Annotated in this window: 17 protein-coding genes; 13 read left to right on the top strand and 4 right to left on the bottom strand. The window is 65.7% G+C overall.

What is annotated here, in order from left to right:
• Positions 1-9 precede the first annotated feature (9 nt).
• A complete protein-coding gene (locus A9G05_RS04745; protein ID WP_069559871.1) occupies positions 10-591 on the top strand; it encodes an NADAR family protein in 582 nt (193 codons plus the stop codon).
• On the top strand, positions 588-1,532 hold the full coding sequence (locus tag A9G05_RS04740) for an SMI1/KNR4 family protein (RefSeq protein ID WP_069559870.1): 945 nt from the start codon (positions 588-590) through the stop codon (positions 1,530-1,532). The genes A9G05_RS04745 and A9G05_RS04740 overlap by 4 nt, the downstream gene beginning before the upstream one ends.
• Here A9G05_RS04740 and A9G05_RS04735 read toward each other — a convergent pair.
• Positions 1,526-3,379, bottom strand: coding sequence for a DUF4105 domain-containing protein (locus A9G05_RS04735; RefSeq protein WP_069559869.1), 1,854 nt, complete (start codon positions 3,377-3,379; stop codon positions 1,526-1,528). The two genes, A9G05_RS04740 and A9G05_RS04735, sit on opposite strands and share 7 nt — an antisense overlap.
• A 189-nt stretch (positions 3,380-3,568) precedes the next feature.
• Here A9G05_RS04735 and A9G05_RS04730 point away from each other — a divergent pair, with 189 nt between their 5' ends.
• The 4 genes from A9G05_RS04730 to A9G05_RS04715 all read left to right on the top strand — a co-directional run bounded on the left by A9G05_RS04730 (position 3,569) and on the right by A9G05_RS04715 (position 8,048).
• On the top strand, positions 3,569-6,082 hold the full coding sequence (locus A9G05_RS04730; protein WP_069559868.1) for a Lon protease family protein: 2,514 nt from the start codon (positions 3,569-3,571) through the stop codon (positions 6,080-6,082).
• 208 nt (positions 6,083-6,290) lie between these two features.
• Positions 6,291-6,632, top strand: coding sequence for a hypothetical protein (locus A9G05_RS04725; protein WP_069559867.1), 342 nt, complete (start codon positions 6,291-6,293; stop codon positions 6,630-6,632).
• A 181-nt stretch (positions 6,633-6,813) separates the two neighbouring features.
• Positions 6,814-7,308: a TIGR00645 family protein gene (locus A9G05_RS04720; RefSeq protein WP_069559866.1), complete on the top strand. Its 495-nt coding sequence runs from the start codon at positions 6,814-6,816 to the stop codon at positions 7,306-7,308.
• A 122-nt stretch (positions 7,309-7,430) separates the two neighbouring features.
• Entirely contained in the window at positions 7,431-8,048 is a 618-nt protein-coding gene (locus tag A9G05_RS04715) for an FKBP-type peptidyl-prolyl cis-trans isomerase (protein WP_069559865.1), read from the top strand.
• Between the two features lie 136 nt (positions 8,049-8,184).
• On the opposite strand, the gene A9G05_RS04710 is transcribed toward A9G05_RS04715, so the two are convergent.
• Both A9G05_RS04710 and A9G05_RS04705 read right to left on the bottom strand, forming a co-directional pair.
• Positions 8,185-8,433: a hypothetical protein gene (locus A9G05_RS04710; protein WP_044410414.1), complete on the bottom strand. Its 249-nt coding sequence runs from the start codon at positions 8,431-8,433 to the stop codon at positions 8,185-8,187.
• A 147-nt stretch (positions 8,434-8,580) separates the two neighbouring features.
• A complete protein-coding gene (locus A9G05_RS04705; protein ID WP_069559864.1) occupies positions 8,581-9,549 on the bottom strand; it encodes a polyprenyl synthetase family protein in 969 nt (322 codons plus the stop codon).
• A 244-nt stretch (positions 9,550-9,793) separates the two neighbouring features.
• Here A9G05_RS04705 and rplU point away from each other — a divergent pair, with 244 nt between their 5' ends.
• From rplU to A9G05_RS04680, 5 genes are all read left to right on the top strand, one after another.
• Complete coding sequence (gene rplU / locus A9G05_RS04700) at positions 9,794-10,105, top strand: 50S ribosomal protein L21 (protein ID WP_044410409.1); 312 nt, start codon at positions 9,794-9,796, stop codon at positions 10,103-10,105.
• Positions 10,106-10,129: 24 nt separating this feature from the next.
• On the top strand, positions 10,130-10,387 hold the full coding sequence (rpmA, locus tag A9G05_RS04695; RefSeq protein ID WP_044410405.1) for a 50S ribosomal protein L27: 258 nt from the start codon (positions 10,130-10,132) through the stop codon (positions 10,385-10,387).
• A gap of 137 nt (positions 10,388-10,524) precedes the next feature.
• Positions 10,525-11,745, top strand: coding sequence for an Obg family GTPase CgtA (cgtA, locus tag A9G05_RS04690; RefSeq protein ID WP_069559863.1), 1,221 nt, complete (start codon positions 10,525-10,527; stop codon positions 11,743-11,745).
• An 83-nt stretch (positions 11,746-11,828) separates the two neighbouring features.
• Complete coding sequence (gene proB / locus A9G05_RS04685) at positions 11,829-12,947, top strand: glutamate 5-kinase (RefSeq protein ID WP_069559862.1); 1,119 nt, start codon at positions 11,829-11,831, stop codon at positions 12,945-12,947.
• Between the two features lie 12 nt (positions 12,948-12,959).
• Complete coding sequence (locus A9G05_RS04680) at positions 12,960-13,424, top strand: CreA family protein (RefSeq protein ID WP_069559861.1); 465 nt, start codon at positions 12,960-12,962, stop codon at positions 13,422-13,424.
• A 115-nt stretch (positions 13,425-13,539) separates the two neighbouring features.
• Here A9G05_RS04680 and rpsT read toward each other — a convergent pair whose 3' ends face one another.
• Positions 13,540-13,815, bottom strand: a complete 276-nt coding sequence (gene rpsT / locus A9G05_RS04675; RefSeq protein WP_028629627.1) for a 30S ribosomal protein S20 — start codon at positions 13,813-13,815, stop codon at positions 13,540-13,542.
• Positions 13,816-14,048: 233 nt separating this feature from the next.
• On the opposite strand from rpsT, the gene murJ reads away from it, so the two are divergent.
• Complete coding sequence (murJ, locus tag A9G05_RS04670) at positions 14,049-15,587, top strand: murein biosynthesis integral membrane protein MurJ (protein ID WP_069559860.1); 1,539 nt, start codon at positions 14,049-14,051, stop codon at positions 15,585-15,587.
• Between the two features lie 105 nt (positions 15,588-15,692).
• The gene (ribF, locus tag A9G05_RS04665) at positions 15,693-16,631 is read left to right on the top strand and encodes a bifunctional riboflavin kinase/FAD synthetase (RefSeq protein WP_069559859.1); all 939 of its coding nucleotides are present in this window, start codon (positions 15,693-15,695) and stop codon (positions 16,629-16,631) included.
• Positions 16,632-16,643 lie beyond the last annotated feature (12 nt).

The raw sequence follows: 16,643 nt of genomic DNA, 5'->3' as shown, positions 1-16,643 counted from the left end.
GGACCGCCCATGAGCCTTCCCCTGTCCGTCGAGCAGTTGCGCGAGCGCTGCGCCGCCGGAGACACCTTCGACTACCTCTACTTCTGGGGCCACACCTCGGCACCGGGCGCGCCGCTGGGCAAAGCCTGCTTCAGCCAGTGGTTCAAGTCGCCCTTCGTGCTGGAGGGTGTTCGTTATGCCACGGCGGAGCACTGGATGATGGCCGGCAAGGCACGCCTGTTCGGCGATGAGCGCGCTTTGCAGGCCGTGCTCGCGGCGCGCACGCCGGCCGATGCCAAGGCCGTCGGGCGGGAGGTGCGCGGGTTCGATGAGGCCCGTTGGCTGGCCGCCCGCTTCGACCTGGTGGTGGCTGGCAACCACGCCAAGTTCGAGCAGAACGCCGAGCTGCGCCGGGTGCTGCTGGCCACGGCCGGTCGGGTGCTGGTGGAAGCCAGCCCGGTGGACCCGGTGTGGGGCATCGGCCTGGCCGAGGCGGATGCGGCGTCCCGCACCCCGGCCACCTGGCGCGGGCTCAACCTGCTGGGCTTTGCGTTGATGGCGGTGCGCGAGCGCTTGGCGGTGGCGCAGCCGATGCAGGAGGTGTGCGAATGAACGCCTTCAGCGCGGAAGACCTCCAGCGCCTGGCCCGGCACGGCCTGGTGCTGTTCGGCGGGCGGCTGATCCACCAGGCACAGCCGCCCGTCACCGACGAGCAACTGGCCGAGGTGGAGCGCCGCGTCGGCCGCCCGCTGCCGCCGACCCTGGTGCGGCTGTGGCGCGTCGCCTATGGCGGCGTGCTGGATTACGACCTGCGGGTGGATTACCAGGGCCACATCCATCCCTATTCGCTGCGGGAGCTGTTCTACCCCGGCAGCGATGGCTACAACGACCTCTGGGGCTGGCTGGAGCACGAGCAGGAGTGGGCCCGGCAGATCGCCGAGGAGGAGGGCCGCGAGTGGGACGGGCGGCTGGACTTCCTGCCCATCGGCGGCTTCGAGTACCTGGAGCGGCTGTATGTCTGCGTCGAGCCCGGGGATTACTTCGGCCGCGTCTACGCCTGGAGCCAGGGCCTGCCGCCGGCTTGGGCGATGCGCCTGCATGAGGATGCCTTTGCCCGGGTGGCTGATGACCTGGAAGGGCTGTTCGCCCAACTGGCCTACGAGCGCGACCCGCTGGCGGAGGATGCCGACGGGTCCGGCCTGGAGTTGCTGGAGGCGCTGATCCCGCTGGAGGAAGGCGATGCCGCCGATCAGGCCCTGGCCGAGCGGGTGAAGGCCTGCCTGGGCGCTCTGGTGCTGGATTGGCAGGCGGCGCTGGAAGCCGGCGCGCTCAGTTCACGACCTGACCTGCAGCGCCTGGCCCTGGAGCAGGCGGTGGAGGCCGACGACACGGCACTGCTGGAGCGGCTGGAGGCGTCAGGTGTTGAGCTTGGCCAACTGATCCGCGGCGGGGTCAACGGGCCGGTGTATGCCCGCCTGCTCAAACGGGACGCGGTCGGTGCCTGGTTCGCTGCGCGCGGCATCGCGGAGCGCCAGCGCGGGGACGCTCAGTAGTGGTACCAGCGCAGTTGCAGCATCACCTGGTTGTCGTCCCCGGCGAGGTGGCTGAACGAGCGCTCCGCTGACAGGCGCAGGCCCAGTTGCTGGCTCAGTTCCCACTGCTGGGTCAGTGACAGCCGGCGGCGCACTTCGCCGTTGTGGAAGTAGTCCCCGGCGGCTTCCAGGCTGAGGGTGCCAAGGCGGTTGTGCCAGAGCAGGCCGGTGTCGAAGCCGCCCGCGCCGGCGACGAAGGCGGCGAAGTCCGGGTTGTGTTCCACGCGGGCCGTGGCCAGGGCGTAGTAGAGGGCATCGTCCCCCAGTTGCCAGGTGGCCCCGGCGCCGCCGTTGAGGTGGCTCACCAGGGTTTCGTCGCCGTCCTTCCCGGGCACCCGCTCCAGGCCGCCGGCGACCTGCCAGGACCAGGGCTGCAGCAGGGCGGTGCGGGGCGTCAGCGAGCGGATGGTGGCGAAGTCCAGCTGCTGCAGTTGCCAGTGGTTTTCCTCGTACTGGCGCAGCTTGAGCTGGAGGATTTCGATCTGGGCCCCGAGGGGGAAGCCCGCCAGGTTGTCCTGCAGGTCGTGGTAGGCCATGCGCAGGCCGTACTCGGCGTAGGCACGGTCTTCGCGGCTGCCCAGGCCCAGTTGCCAGGTGCGCGAGTCGTGGCCGTCCTCGGGCAGGGCCGGGCGTTCCACGTCGAGGGCGGGCGGCGGGTTGCGGTTGATCGCCTGCAGCAGTTGGAAGCCGCGCCGTGCGCGGTCCTTGTCGCGCTCTTCACCGGCGCTGCGGTAGCGGTCCAGGCGGAAGGCGGCATCCTGCACCAGGGCCCGGCGTGGGGCCGGCAGGGCCTGGAATTCGGGTGCCTGCAGCAACGAAGCGTCGTCGGCCAGGCGCAGGGCCCACTGCTGTTCCACGGGCTCCAGCGGTTCGGCTCGGGCGGCCAGTTCCCGCTCGCGGGAGGGGCGGAAGTCGATGCGGTCCACCAGACCGGCGTTCTTCACCGCGCGCACGGTGTCGGTGGGGATGGCGGTGAGGGGGAACTGCTCGGTCAGTTCGGTGCCGGGGCGGGCGATCTCCAGCAGCTCCAGCAGGCGGTAGGAGCAGTTCTCGTCGAAGAAGAAGTAGTCGAAGCGCACCTGCTTCAGTTCCCACACGTGCTCGACCATGCGCCCGGTCTCCTCGGGGCTGAGGTTGAGCCGGTATTCCCACAGGTCGCGGTTCTCCAGGCGGCTGTATTCCTTGAGCTTGTCGCGGTAGGGGACCAGGGCGAAGAGCCCGGGGTAGCCGCCCATCAGGCCTTTCCAGGCGTAGAGGATGCTGTTGTCGGCGCCTTCGATGAAGGCACCGAAGTTGAGCGCGTAGCTGAGCAGGGCGGTGTTGTTCTCGTCCACATCGCTCTGGTCGATGCGCAGCAGGGTGTGGCCGAACATCGAGGAGGGGCTGTTGAGGTAGGCCGCCGGGAACACCAGGACGGTGCTGTGGGGGTTGATGTCCTGGAACCACTGCCGGTATTCACTGCACGCCGGGGTGGGCAGGTCGCGCAGGTCCAGTTGCTCGCGCAGCCAGCGGGTGCGGGCGGGATAGACACATTGAGGGTGCTGGTCGCCGAGGGCCGGGTCGCGGTACAGCGCCTGGACGGTGGCACCGAGTTCCGCTTCCGGGTTGTGTGCGCCTTCGGGTGAGAGGAAGAAGCGCCCGTCGTCGACGTAGCTGCGCCAGCCGCCGAGCTTGCCGCGCTCGTAGTGGCCAAGGGCAATCCAGTAGGGGTCGTTGGCCAGGCGCTGCAGCCTCTCCACGGGGATGGGCGTGGCGGCCAGCAGGGCATTGCAGGTGAGCAGCAGCGGGAGAAGGACAATCCGTTTCAACGGGCGGCTCGCTTTGCCTGGGGAAGGGGGCGAGCTTTCGGGAAGGGCGGGGCGGGTGTCAAGCAAGGTCAGGCGAGGGATTTTCGCAAGCCGTGACGAGGCTCGCCGGCACAGTCGGAACGCCTTGCCACACGCTTCCGGCGAGCGCCAGAATGCGGCCATCTCTCGCGTCGCCCACAAGGATTCCCGATGCCCGCTCCATTCGCTGCTGCTCTCCGCCTGGCTCCTGAAGCGCTCACCCGCTGCTTCGACGCCGGCCAGTTCTCCTTCACCACCACCGACGACCTCGAGCCCTTCCGTGGCGTGCTTGGCCAGGAGCGGGCGGTGGAGGCCCTGCAATTCGGCGTGGCGATGCCCCGTGCCGGCTACAACGTCTATGTCATGGGCGAGCCGGGCACCGGCCGCTTCTCCTTCGTGCAGCGCTACCTCAAGGCCGAGGGCAAGCGCCTGGCAACCCCGGAGGACTGGGTCTACGTCAACCATTTCGACGAGCCCCGCGAGCCCCGCGCGCTGCGCCTGCCACCGGGCGAGGCGAACGCCTTCATCGCCGACATCGGCCAGCTTGTGGATAACCTGCTGGCCACCTTCCCGGCGGTGTTCGAAACGCCCACCTTCCAGCAAAAGAAGAGCGCCATCGACCGCGGCTTCAACCAGCGCTACGACCGTGCGCTGGATGTGATCGAGCGCCTGGCCCTGGAGAAGGACGTGGCGCTGTACCGCGATGCTTCGAACATCGCCTTCACCCCGATGAAGGACGGCAAGGCACTGGACGAGGCGGATTTCGCCCAGTTGCCGGAAGCCGAGCGCGAGCGCTTCCACGATGACATCGCGCTGCTGGAGGAGCGCCTAAACGAGGAGCTGGCCAGCCTGCCGCAATGGAAGCGCGAGTCGAGCAACCAGTTGCGCCAGCTCAACGAGGAGACCATCACCCAGGCCCTGCAGCCGCTCTTGGCGCCGCTCTCGGAGAAGTACGCGGAGAACGCCGGGGTGGTGGCGTATCTGCAGGCGATGCAGGTGAACCTGCTGAAGACCGTGGTCGACCAGTTGCTGGACGACAAGCCGGACGTGCAGCGCCGCGAGATGCTGGAGGAGCAGTACTGCCCCAGTCTCGTGGTTGGGCACCCCGACGGCAGCGGGGCGCCGGTGGTGTTCGAGCCGCACCCGACCTACGACAACCTGTTCGGCCGCATCGAGTACGGCACCGACCAGGGCGCGCTCTACACCAGCTACCGCCAGTTGCGCCCGGGTGCGCTGCACCGCGCCAACGGCGGGTTCCTGGTGCTGGAGGCGGAGAAGATGCTCAGCGAGCCCTTCGTCTGGGATGCGCTGAAGCGCGCGCTGCATTCGCGCCAGCTGAAAATGGAGTCGCCGCTGGCCGAGCTGGGTCGCCTGGCCACCGTGACCCTGACGCCCCAGGTGATCCCGCTGCAGGTGAAGGTGGTGATCATCGGGTCGCGCCAGCTGTATTACACGCTGCAGGACCTGGACCCGGACTTCCAGGAGATGTTCCGGGTGCTGGTGGACTTCGATGAAGAGATCGACTTCGACGAGGAGACTCTGGAACAGTTCGCCCAGTTGCTGAAGACCCGTACCACCGAGGAAGGCATGGCGCCGCTCAGCGCGGATGCCGTGGCGCGCCTGGCGACCTACAGCGTGCGCCTGGCGGAGAACCAGCGGCGGTTATCGGCGAAGATCGGCGACCTGTTCCAGCTGCACAGCGAGGCGGACTTCCTGCGTCAGCTGGCCGGTGAGCCGGTGACCAACGCCGAACACGTGGAGCGGGCGCTGAAGGCCAAGGCCACGCGCACTGGACGGGTGTCGGCTCGCATCCTCGACGACATGCTGGCCGGCACCATCCTGATCGACACCGAGGGCGCGGCCGTGGGCAAGTGCAACGGCCTCACCGTGCTGGAGGTGGGGGACTCGGCGTTCGGCGTGCCGGCGCGGATTTCCGCCACCGTCTACCCGGGTGGTTCGGGCATCGTCGACATCGAGCGCGAGGTCAACCTGGGCCAGCCGATCCACTCCAAGGGGGTGATGATCCTCACCGGCTACCTGGGCAGCCGCTACGCCCAGGAGTTTCCCCTGGAGATTTCCGCGAGCATCGCGCTGGAGCAGTCCTACGGTTACGTGGACGGCGACAGCGCCTCCCTGGGCGAGGCCTGCACGCTGATCTCGGCGCTGTCGCGCACGCCGCTGAAGCAGTGCTTCGCCATCACCGGCTCGATCAACCAGTTCGGCGAGGTGCAGGCCGTGGGCGGGGTGAACGAGAAGATCGAAGGCTTCTTCCGGCTGTGCGAGGCCCGGGGGCTGACGGGTGAGCAGGGGGTGATCATTCCCCACGCCAACGTCACCAACCTGATGCTCGACGAGCGGGTGGTGCAGGCCGTGCGCAAGGGCCAGTTCCATGTCTACGCCGTGCGCCAGGCCGACGAGGCCCTGAGCCTGCTGGTGGGCGAGCCGGCCGGCGCGCCGGACGAGAAGGGCCGCTTCCCGGTCGGCAGCATCAATGCACGCGTGGTGGCCCGCCTGCGGGAGATCGCCGAGATGGGCATGGAGGAAGAGGAGAAGGCCCCCGCCAAGGACGCGGAGGCCGTTGCAGCCGCCGTTGCCGCCGAGAAGGCACCGGAGCCCGCCAAGCCGAAGCGCAAGGCGCCCACTCGGAAGGCACCTGCTGCCGACGCTGGCAAGGCGTCGGAATGATCTGACAGACGGTTTGACGCCGTGCCAGGGAGGGCGCGGTTGGTCAGGCTTCGAGCAAGGCCCCGCAGCACAGGCGGGGCGGCGCTTCGGCGGTTTTGCCGACATTCATTCCACAGGGTTATCCACAGAAGGCGTGGATAAGAATTCCTCGCTTTCCCAGGTTTTCGGGGTGTAGGCTGGGCGCCAGGTCCACGCGAGGAATGCCGTCATGTCCCGCACCCTCTGCCTTACCCGTCAATGCCTGGGGCTGGTCACCCGTATCGAGTGCGTGATCCTGCCGCTGGCCGGTGACAACGGCCTGTGGACCCTCATCTGTGCGGCCGGCATTTCCGGCACCCAACCGTCCGCCATTCGCGCCCAGGGCCCGTTCCATGGGCCTTTCGTCGCCGAGTCGGTGATGGCGAGCATCGCTGACTGCCTGGGTGAGCTGGGCTACTGCCCCTGCGAGGAACCCATGACCTGGCGCCTGCACCAGCAGGCGGAGCTGCGTCGCCTGAACCAGGCGCGAGGGCGCACGATGGGGGACTGCCTGTCGCGCCCCGACAGTTGATGGCGGTTTTTCGAGCAGCCGCTGCAACGCCTTAGGCACCGGCGGTGGCAGCGTTCCTTGCAGCGCTCATGCACAGGGTTATCCACAGCTTTCGGGGATATTTCCGGGCGTTTCATTCTGTTTTTCTAAAGGAGAGTGCTCGCTATACTCGCCGCCATTTCCACCCCTGTTGCGAGGCTTCATGGAACGCTTTTTGGAAAATTCGATGTACGCGGCGCGCTGGCTGCTGGCGCCCATCTACTTCGGCCTGTCGTTGGCGTTGCTGGCGCTGGCGCTGAAGTTCTTCCAGGAGATCTACCACGTCATTCCCCACGTTTTCGAGAAGACCGAGGGTGAACTGATCCTGGTCCTGCTCTCGCTGATTGACATGTCCCTGGTCGGTGGCCTGCTGGTGATGGTGATGATCTCCGGTTACGAGAATTTCGTGTCGCAACTGGACATCGACGAGAACAAGGAGAAGCTCAGCTGGCTCGGCAAGATGGACTCCGGCTCGCTGAAGATGAAGGTGGCGGCGTCCATCGTGGCGATCTCGTCCATCCATCTTCTGCGGGTCTTCATGGATGCGCAGAACATCGATAACGACAAGATCCTCTGGTACGTGGTGGTGCACATGACCTTCGTGATCTCGGCGTTCGCCATGGGCTACCTGGACAAGATGAGCAAGAGCAGTCACTGAGCCTTGCTGCAGTGGCCGCCCGCCCGCCTTCCAGGCCGGCGGGCGGTTTCTTTTCCGGGGTAGGGCGGTGCCAGGGGCTGTGCTAGTCTGGCCGACCTTTTTTCCCTGTGCGGAGCCCGGCCATGTCCGAACTCGATCTTTCCAGTGATGAATCCCGCGTCAGCTACGGCATTGGCCGCCAGCTGGGTGACCAGATCCGTGACAACCCTCCGCCCGGCGTGAGCATCGATGCGGTGGTCGCCGGCCTGCGCGATGCCTTTGCTGGCGTGGAAAGCCGTGTCGAGGCGGCTGACCTGAACGCGGCGTTCCGGGTCATCCGCGAGCGCATGCAGGCCCAGGCTCAGGCCAAGGTGGAAGCGGCGGCTGGCGAAGGCCGTGCCTATCTGGCGGAGAACGCCAAGCGCGAAGGTGTGACCGTGCTGCCGTCCGGCCTGCAGTTCGAGGTGCTGGTGGCGGGCGAGGGCGCCAAGCCGTCGGCCGAAGACACCGTGCGCACCCACTACCACGGTACGCTGATCGACGGCACCGTGTTCGACAGCTCCTACAACCGCGGCGAGCCGGCCGAGTTCCCGGTGGGTGGCGTGATCCCAGGTTGGGTCGAGGCCCTGCAACTGATGAATGCCGGCAGCAAGTGGCGCCTGCACGTACCCAGCGAACTGGCCTATGGCGCGCAGGGCGTGGGCAGCATCCCGCCCCATAGCGTGCTGGTGTTCGATGTGGAGCTGCTGGCGATCCTCTGATCCCGCGAAGAGCGATACCCGGGCCGGCCGTCCTGGCCTGCCCGGGCACCTGCGGGGCCTTGTCGGCCCCGTTTGCAGGCGAGCGCCCCGGGGCGCCCGCTTGCGGGTGGCGCGTCCTGCACCACCCGGATCTCCGTCATGCCAGGTGGGCGTCCTGTTGCGGCCTCAAGGCCCGCGCGTAGCAGAACAGGAAGAGGTTGCGCACCAGTTCCTTGAGCACCAGTGGCTCGCTGGAGTTCAGGCCGGCAAGGTCGAGGTCGCCTTGGTCACGCAGTTCGTCGAGGGCTTCTTCTTCCAGTACGGCGCAGATTTCCCCGGTTTCGCGGTGGAGGATGCGCAGGTAGGGGTGGGGGCGATCCAGCCAGGCATCGATCAGGTAGGTCATGGCTCATCTCCTTGAAAAGCTGTGAGATGAGAATAATTCCTATTATCAAAATAGCAAGGGTCTATCGCTGCCTTTCGTCGCCAGCCGTTTTCTGCGGGCATGAAAAAGCCCGCCGTGTGAGGCGGGCTTCCCGGTGAGCGCTTTGGCTCAGTGCGTGCGGGCGACGGCGAACTGCGTCAGCTCGATCATGGCGTCGCGGTGCTCGCTGGGCGGCAGGGCGTCCAGGCAGGCGATGGCACGCTCGGCATAGTCGCGGGCGAGGCGGGCGGTATAGTCGAGGGCGCCGGCGGCTTCCACGGCTTCACGGATGCCCTCCAGGTCCTGGCTGCCGCCTTGCTGGATGGCCTTGCGGACCAGAGCGGCCTGATCGGGGCTGCCGTCACGCATGGTGACGATCAGCGGCAGGGTCGGCTTGCCTTCGGCGAGGTCGTCGCCGACGTTCTTGCCAAGGGTAGTGGCATCACCGCGGTAGTCGAGCAGGTCGTCCACCAGCTGGAAGGCGATGCCGAGGTAGTCACCGAAGGTCCGCAGGGCTTCGGCCTGGGCTTCGCTGGCACCGGCGAGTACGGCGGCGCTGTGGGTGGAAGCCTCGAAGAGCATCGCGGTCTTGCCGCGGATGACTTCCATATAGGTCTCTTCGGTGGTGCTGGCGTCGCGGATCTTCGACAGCTGCAGTACTTCGCCTTCTGCGATGACGCGGGTGGCCTGGGAAATGATGCGCATCACCGGCATGGAGCCCAGCTCGACCATCATTTCGAAGGAGCGCGCATAGAGGAAGTCGCCCACCAGCACGCTCGGCGCGTTGCCCCACAGGGCATTGGCGGTGGAGCGGCCGCGGCGCAGGCCCGAGGCATCGACGACGTCGTCGTGCAGCAGGGTGGAGGTGTGCAGGAATTCGATGGTGGCGGCCAGCAGGCGCAGTTGATCGCCGCCGAATCCGAGGGCATTGCCGCTGAGCAGGACCAGCAGCGGGCGCAGGCGCTTGCCGCCGGCGGAGACGATGTAGTCGCCGATCTTCTCGACCAGGGGTACGCGGGAGGTGAGTTGCCGACGGATGATGTCGTCGACTGCGGTAAAATCGTCCGCCACCACGCGGTAGAAGGCCTGGGGTTGCATCAGCGAGGGGTGCTCCTTTGAGAATGCGCGGCATGCTAGGGGGCGGGTAGGGGGCTGTCAAGGCAAGCCCCGCCGGTGCTTGCGCGGCTTTTGCGGCTTGCGTACAATCGCGGCCCCTGAACTTCCTTGGGCATTTCCCTGCCTTACGCAATTGCACGGGTTCCAGTTCCGGCCCCATGCAGCCATGCCGACCCATTCCTCTTTCTATAAAGCGTCGGGTGAGCAGGTTTAACGGAGAAAATCCATGTACGCAGTTATCGTTACCGGCGGCAAGCAGTACAAAGTCGCTGAAGGTGAATTCCTGAAGATCGAGAAGCTGGAAGTCGCCACTGGCGAATCCGTGACTTTCGATCGCGTTCTGCTGATCGGCAATGGCGACGACGTGAAAATCGGCGCTCCGGTTGTCGATGGCGCCAAAGTGGTTGCCGAAGTGGTCTCTCAAGGCCGTCACGACAAGGTTCGCATCATCAAGTTCCGTCGTCGTAAGCACCACATGAAGCGTCAGGGCCACCGCCAGTGGTTCACTGAAATCAAGATCACCGGCATCCAGGCCTAATTTCCTTTTTGGAGGATTTGACTCATGGCACACAAAAAAGCTGGCGGTTCTACCCGCAACGGTCGCGACTCAGAAAGTAAACGCCTTGGCGTGAAACTGTACGGCGGCCAAGTCATCAAGGCTGGCAACATCATCGTTCGTCAGCGTGGCACCAAGTTCCACGCAGGCGTTGGCGTTGGTCTGGGCAAGGACCACACCCTGTTCGCGAAAGTGGACGGCGTTGTGAAGTTCGAGGTCAAAGGCGCCTTCGGTCGCAAGTACGTGAGCGTCGTCGCGGCCTAATCGCGATCTCGCTGCAAAAGCCCTGTCTCGCGACGGGGCTTTTTTGTTTCTGACAGCGGAAACTGCGCATAGCGCCGGCTCCCTGTATCCTTGTGTTCCTTTTTAATTGGCCCGCCACCGTGGCGGGAGGCTTCCTGATGAAATTCGTCGATGAAGTTTCGATCTTTGTAAAAGCAGGCGACGGCGGCAATGGCCTGATGAGTTTCCGTCGCGAAAAATTCATTGAGAAAGGCGGCCCCAACGGTGGTGATGGTGGCGACGGCGGTTCCGTGTACATGGAAGCCGATCCGAACCTCAACACCCTGGTGGATTACCGCTATACCCGTCGTTTCGATGCCCAGCGTGGCGAGAACGGCGGCAGCAAGGACTGCACCGGCCGCAAGGGTGAAGACCTCGTCCTGCCGGTACCGGTTGGCACCACGGTGATCGATGCCGGTACCCAGGAGATCATCGGTGACCTGACCGTGCCTGGTCAGCGCCTGCTGGTGGCTCAGGGTGGTTGGCATGGTTTGGGTAACACCCGCTTCAAGTCCAGTACCAACCGCGCGCCGCGCCAGACCACCAAGGGCAAGCCGGGCGAGTCCCGTGACCTCAAGCTGGAGTTGAAGGTGCTGGCTGACGTCGGTCTGCTGGGGCTGCCGAACGCGGGCAAGAGCACCTTCATCCGCGCGGTGTCGGCCGCCAAGCCGAAAGTGGCGGATTACCCCTTCACCACCCTGGTGCCGAACCTGGGTGTGGTCAGTGTCGGGCGCTTCAAGAGCTTCGTCGTGGCCGACATTCCGGGGTTGATCGAGGGCGCTGCCGAGGGTGCCGGCCTGGGGATTCGCTTCCTCAAGCACCTGGCGCGTACTCGCCTGCTGCTGCACATCGTCGACATGGCGCCGCTGGACGAGAGCGATCCGGCCGAGGCGGCTGCGACCATCGTCGAGGAGTTGGGACGCTTCAGCCCAGCGCTGACCGAGCGTGATCGCTGGCTGGTGCTGAACAAGGCTGACCAGTTGCTGGATGAAGAGCGCGAAGCGCGCATGAAAGAGGTGATCGAGCGCCTCGAATGGGAAGGGCCTGTTTTCGTCATTTCCGCCTTGGAGCGCGAAGGTACCGAGGCGTTGTCCCAGGAGATCATGCGTTATCTCGACGAGCGGACCCTGCGCATGGAAGAGGACCCGGCCTACGCCGAGTCGCTCGCCGAGCTGGACCAGCGCATCGAGGACGAGGCGCGCGCCCGCCTGCAGGCTCTGGATGATCGCCGTGCACTGCGTCGTGCCGGCCTGAAGAGTGCCGATGCTGCCGACGACGATGATGATTTCTTTGATGACGAGGACGACGGCGACGGGCCGGAGATCTTCTACGTTCCCTGATGACCGCGCCTTCGGGCGCACCGGATGATCGCCATAGGCTGTGCGCCATGGGCCGCACGGCTTTCTAGCTAAGGTTGGAAGATATGCGGGACAAGGTGACTGGCGCGCAGCGCTGGGTGGTGAAGATCGGCAGTGCTTTGCTGACCGCTGATGGGCGTGGCCTCGATCGCGATGCCATGGCGGTGTGGGTGGAGCAGATGGTGGCGCTGCGTAATGCGGGCGTCGAACTGGTGCTGGTGTCGTCCGGCGCGGTAGCGGCGGGCATGAGCCGGTTGGGCTGGAATACCCGCCCGAAGGCCATGCACGAGCTGCAGGCTGCGGCTGCCGTCGGGCAGATGGGGCTGGTGCAGGCCTGGGAATCCAGTTTTGCCGAGCATGGCCGTGGCACTGCCCAGATCCTCCTGACTCACGACGACCTTTCCGACCGCAAGCGCTACCTCAATGCGCGCAGCACCCTGCGTGCGCTGGTCGATCTGGGTGTGATTCCCGTCATCAACGAGAACGACACTGTTGTCACCGATGAGATCCGCTTCGGTGACAACGACACCCTGGCGGCTCTGGTGGCCAACCTGGTGGAGGCGGACCTGCTGGTTATCCTCACCGATCGCGATGGCATGTTCGATGCTGATCCGCGTCACAACCCCGATGCCCAACTGATTTTCGAAGCGCGTGCCGATGATCCAGCGCTGGATGCCGTGGCGGGCGGAACTGGTGGTGCGCTGGGGCGCGGTGGCATGCAGACCAAGCTGCGTGCGGCGCGCTTGGCGGCGCGCTCCGGGGCGCACACGATTATCGTCGGTGGCCGTATCGAGCGCGTGCTGGATCGCCTGAAGAGCGGCGAGCGCCTGGGTACGCTCCTGGCGCCCGAGCGCGGCATGCTGGCCGCCCGCAAGCAGTGGCTGGCCGGCCACCTGCAGACCCGCGGCACCCTGGTGCTGGATGCGGGGGCGGTGAAGGCGTTGCGTTCCGACCACAAAAGTCTGCTGCCGGTAGGGGTGAAGGCGGTGCAGGGCAGCTTCCGTCGCGGTGAGATGGTGGTATGCGTCGACCCCGAGGGGGGCGAAGTGGCGCGTGGCCTGGTGAACTACAGTGCTCTGGAGGCGCAGAAGATCATTGGCCAGTCGTCCGAGATGGTGGAGAAGCTGCTGGGCTACATGGGTGAGCCTGAGCTGGTGCATCGGGACAACCTGGTCCTGATCTGACGAGGAGGTGTCATGAGGCTTCTGAGGGGATTGCTGGCGGCCGTGGCTGCGATGCCGATGCTGGCGGCGGCCGAGGAGATCGGGTCGGTCTCCACCGTGTTCAAGTGGCTCGGGCCCAATGACAAGATCGTCATCGAGGCGTTTGACGACCCCAAGGTGGAAGGGGTGACCTGCTACCTGTCGCGAGCCAAGACCGGTGGCGTGAAAGGTGGCCTGGGTCTGGCCGAGGATCGCGCGGAGGCCTCCATTGCCTGTCGGCAGGTGGGGCCTGTGCGTTTCACGGCTGACCTGAAGGATGGCGAGGAAGTGTTCAAGGAGCGTACGTCGCTGGTGTTCAAGACCATGCAGGTGGTGCGCTTCTTCGATCGCAAGCGCAACACGCTCGTCTATCTGGTCTACAGCGATCGCATCATCGAGGGTAGTCCGCAGAACGCGGTGACGGCCATTCCGATCATGCCCTGGCCGAACAAGCCCTGAGTCAACGATGGAAAGCCCGGTTTGCCGGGCTTTTTGTTGCCTGGTGAACATGCAGTGCCAAATCGCGGGCAATAAAAAACCGGCCATCAGGCCGGTTTTTCGTACAAGAACGAGCTTAGGCGGCAGCCTGGCCCAGCGCCTTGATGTGCGCGTTCAGGCGGCTCTTGTGACGAGCAGCCTTGTTCTTGTGGATGATGCCTTTGTCGGCCATGCGGTCGATGACCGGTACAGCAGCGGTGTAGGCTGCTTGGGCCTTGGGCAGGTCCTTGGCGTCGAGCGCCTTGACTACGTTTTTGATGTAGGTACGGACCATGGAGCGCAGGCTGGCGTTATGGCTACGACGCTTCTCAGCCTGTTTCGCGCGTTTTTTGGCAGAAGGTGTATTGGCCACCGTCAAGCTCCTCGGAAACTGGGGGATACGAACAAATAAGGCCGCGAATCATGCCGATGCACTGTGGCGATGTCAAGGGCGGTTGAGTGCCCTTGCCGTGGCGGGCGACGAGCGTGCAGCGTGATTTCTTCGCTGCGCAGCTCTACACTCGCGCGCTCCGGGGCAGCCCGGGCGTCGGCTTCTGCGGTCGCGCATTCTTTCCTTCGGCCTCCTGGGATGCAAGCCTTTACGTCATGAATCTGCTCAAGTCGCTGGCCGCCGTCAGCTCCATCACCATGCTGTCGCGGGTACTGGGCTTCGTTCGCGACACCATCGTGGCCCGTGCCTTCGGTGCCGGCATGGCCACGGATGCCTTCTTCGTTGCCTTCAAACTGCCCAACCTGCTGCGGCGGATCTTCGCCGAGGGGGCCTTCTCACAGGCCTTCGTCCCGATCCTGGCGGAGTACAAGAGCCAGCAGGGCGAGGAGGCGACCCGGACCTTCATCGCCTATGTGGCCGGACTGCTGACCCTGGCGCTGGCGCTGGTCACGGCGCTGGGCATTCTTGCAGCACCCTGGGTGATCTATGCCACCGCTCCGGGCTTCACTGACACCCAGGAGAAGTTCGAGCTGACCACCGACCTGTTGCGGGTCACCTTTCCCTATATCTTCCTGATTTCGCTGTCGTCCCTGGCCGGGGCGGTGCTGAACACCTGGAACCGCTTTGCGGTGCCGGCCTTCGTGCCGACGCTGCTGAACGTGGCGATGATCGTCTTTGCGGTGTTCCTCACGCCTTACTTCCATCCACCGGTGATGGCGCTGGCCTGGGCGACCCTGGTGGGTGGGCTGGCCCAGTTGCTGTTCCAGCTGCCGGCGCTCAAGCGCATCGGCATGCTCGTGCTGCCGCGTCTGAACCTGCGCGATGCCGGCGTCTGGCGGGTGCTGAAGCAGATGGGGCCGGCCATCTTCGGGGTCTCGGTAAGCCAGATCTCGCTGATCATCAACACCATCTTCGCGTCCTTCCTGGTGGCCGGTTCGGTGTCCTGGATGTACTACGCCGACCGCCTGATGGAGCTGCCCTCCGGCGTGCTTGGCGTGGCGCTTGGCACCATCCTGCTGCCGTCGCTGGCCAAGACCTACGCCAACGATGACCGCACGGCCTATTCCGAGCTGCTGGATTGGGGGCTGCGCCTGTGTTTCCTGCTGGTGCTGCCCTGCGCCCTGGCGCTGGCGCTGCTAGCCGAGCCGCTGACGGTGTCGCTGTTCCAGTACGGCAAGTTCACCGCCCATGACGCACTGATGACCCAGCGTGCGCTGATCGCCTACGCCGTCGGTCTGCTCGGGATCATCCTGGTGAAGGTCCTGGCGCCTGGCTTCTATGCCCGGCAGAACATCCGTACCCCGGTGCGTATCGCCCTGCTGACCCTGGTGGTGACCCAGTTGCTCAACCTGGTGCTGATCGGGCCGTTGCAGCACGCCGGCCTGGCGCTAGCCATCGGGCTGGCGGCCTGTCTCAACGCCGCCTTGCTGTTCTGGCAGTTGCGCCGGCAACGTCTTTTTCTGCCCCAACCGGGCTGGGGTGTGTTCCTGCTCAAGCTGCTGGTAGCGGTTGCGGTGATGGGGGCGATCCTTGTGCTGGGGGGGAGCTGGCTGCCGGCCTGGGACAGCGGTGGCATGCCCGAGCGCCTGGCGCGGCTGATGCTGCTGGTGGTCGCCGGTGCCGGCAGTTATTTCGCCACCCTGGCGGTGCTGGGTTTCCGCCTTCGCCACTTCGCTCGCCGGGCTGTCCGATAGCGGGGTCTTGCCCTCCGGAGAGCGGCTTTGCGACACGTCAGACGTGCCTGTTGTGATGGCGCGGCTGTGCGTATAATCGGCCACTTTGTGAACAAGACGTGTGCTATGCAGCTGGTCCGAGGTCTTCATAACCTGCGGCCCCGATCCGGGGGCTGCGTTGCCACCATCGGCAATTTCGACGGCGTCCACCGGGGGCACCAGGCCATTCTCAAGCGCCTGCGCGAACGTGCGGCCGAGCTGGGCGTACCCAGCTGCGTGGTGATCTTCGAACCCCAGCCCCGTGAGTTCTTCGGCCCCGATACCGCCCCCGTCCGCCTGACGCGCCTGCGCGACAAGCTCGAGCTGCTGGCCGGTGAGGGCGTGGATTTCGTCCTGTGCCTGGCGTTCAACCGGCGCTTGCGCGAGCTGTCCGCTGCCGAGTTCGTCCATGCGGTGCTGGTGGAAGGGCTGGGTGTGCACCACCTGGAGATCGGTGACGACTTCCGCTTCGGTTGTGATCGCGCCGGCGATTTCGCCTTCCTCCAGGCTGCCGGGGCAGCCGAGGGCTTTACCGTCGAGGCCGCTGCCACCGTCGAACTGGATGGCATGCGGGTCAGCAGCACCCGTGTCCGCGAGGCCCTGGCCGCCGCCGACTTCCCGCTGGCCGAGCACCTGCTCGGGCGCCCTTTCAGCATCACCGGCCGTGTCCTGCATGGCCAGAAACTGGCGCGGCAGCTCGGCACGCCGACTGCCAATGTGCAACTCAAGCGACGCCGTGTACCGCTCTCCGGGGTCTTCCTGGTCAGCGTGGAGCTGGATGGCCAGCGCCTGCCTGGTGTCGCGAACATCGGCGTGCGCCCCACCGTGAAAGGGGACGGCAACGCCCATCTGGAAGTGCACCTGTTGGACTTCGCCGCGAGCCTCTACGACCGGCGCCTCAGCGTCACCTTCCACCGCAAGCTGCGCGAAGAGCAGCGTTTCGCCTCCCTGGAGGCCCTCAAGTCGGCGATCGACGCGGACGTCGCCGCAGCCCGTGCCTACTGGCAGGGCGCCCACCTTCAATGATGAGCCTGGACT

Origin of the sequence: Pseudomonas sp. ENNP23, assembly GCF_001728945.1 — a bacterium.
In the GTDB taxonomy this organism is placed as follows: domain Bacteria; phylum Pseudomonadota; class Gammaproteobacteria; order Pseudomonadales; family Pseudomonadaceae; genus Metapseudomonas; species Metapseudomonas otitidis.
The sequence above is the reverse complement of the archived record's forward strand: the minus strand, read 5'-3'. Positions and strand labels throughout refer to the sequence as shown.

Excerpts from the sequence above, each read along its gene's own strand:
- A9G05_RS04745 (WP_069559871.1), top strand. The coding sequence starts at position 10 with ATGAGCCTTCCCCTGTCCGTCGAGCAGTTGCGCGAGCGCTGCGCCGCC.
- A9G05_RS04740 (WP_069559870.1), top strand. The coding sequence starts at position 588 with ATGAACGCCTTCAGCGCGGAAGACCTCCAGCGCCTGGCCCGGCACGGC.
- A9G05_RS04730 (WP_069559868.1), top strand. The coding sequence starts at position 3,569 with ATGCCCGCTCCATTCGCTGCTGCTCTCCGCCTGGCTCCTGAAGCGCTC.
- A9G05_RS04725 (WP_069559867.1), top strand. The coding sequence starts at position 6,291 with ATGTCCCGCACCCTCTGCCTTACCCGTCAATGCCTGGGGCTGGTCACC.
- A9G05_RS04720 (WP_069559866.1), top strand. The coding sequence starts at position 6,814 with ATGGAACGCTTTTTGGAAAATTCGATGTACGCGGCGCGCTGGCTGCTG.
- A9G05_RS04715 (WP_069559865.1), top strand. The coding sequence starts at position 7,431 with ATGTCCGAACTCGATCTTTCCAGTGATGAATCCCGCGTCAGCTACGGC.
- A9G05_RS04710 (WP_044410414.1), bottom strand. The coding sequence starts at position 8,433 with ATGACCTACCTGATCGATGCCTGGCTGGATCGCCCCCACCCCTACCTG.
- A9G05_RS04705 (WP_069559864.1), bottom strand. The coding sequence starts at position 9,549 with ATGCAACCCCAGGCCTTCTACCGCGTGGTGGCGGACGATTTTACCGCA.
- rplU (WP_044410409.1), top strand. The coding sequence starts at position 9,794 with ATGTACGCAGTTATCGTTACCGGCGGCAAGCAGTACAAAGTCGCTGAA.
- rpmA (WP_044410405.1), top strand. The coding sequence starts at position 10,130 with ATGGCACACAAAAAAGCTGGCGGTTCTACCCGCAACGGTCGCGACTCA.
- cgtA (WP_069559863.1), top strand. The coding sequence starts at position 10,525 with ATGAAATTCGTCGATGAAGTTTCGATCTTTGTAAAAGCAGGCGACGGC.
- proB (WP_069559862.1), top strand. The coding sequence starts at position 11,829 with ATGCGGGACAAGGTGACTGGCGCGCAGCGCTGGGTGGTGAAGATCGGC.
- A9G05_RS04680 (WP_069559861.1), top strand. The coding sequence starts at position 12,960 with ATGAGGCTTCTGAGGGGATTGCTGGCGGCCGTGGCTGCGATGCCGATG.
- murJ (WP_069559860.1), top strand. The coding sequence starts at position 14,049 with ATGAATCTGCTCAAGTCGCTGGCCGCCGTCAGCTCCATCACCATGCTG.
- ribF (WP_069559859.1), top strand. The coding sequence starts at position 15,693 with ATGCAGCTGGTCCGAGGTCTTCATAACCTGCGGCCCCGATCCGGGGGC.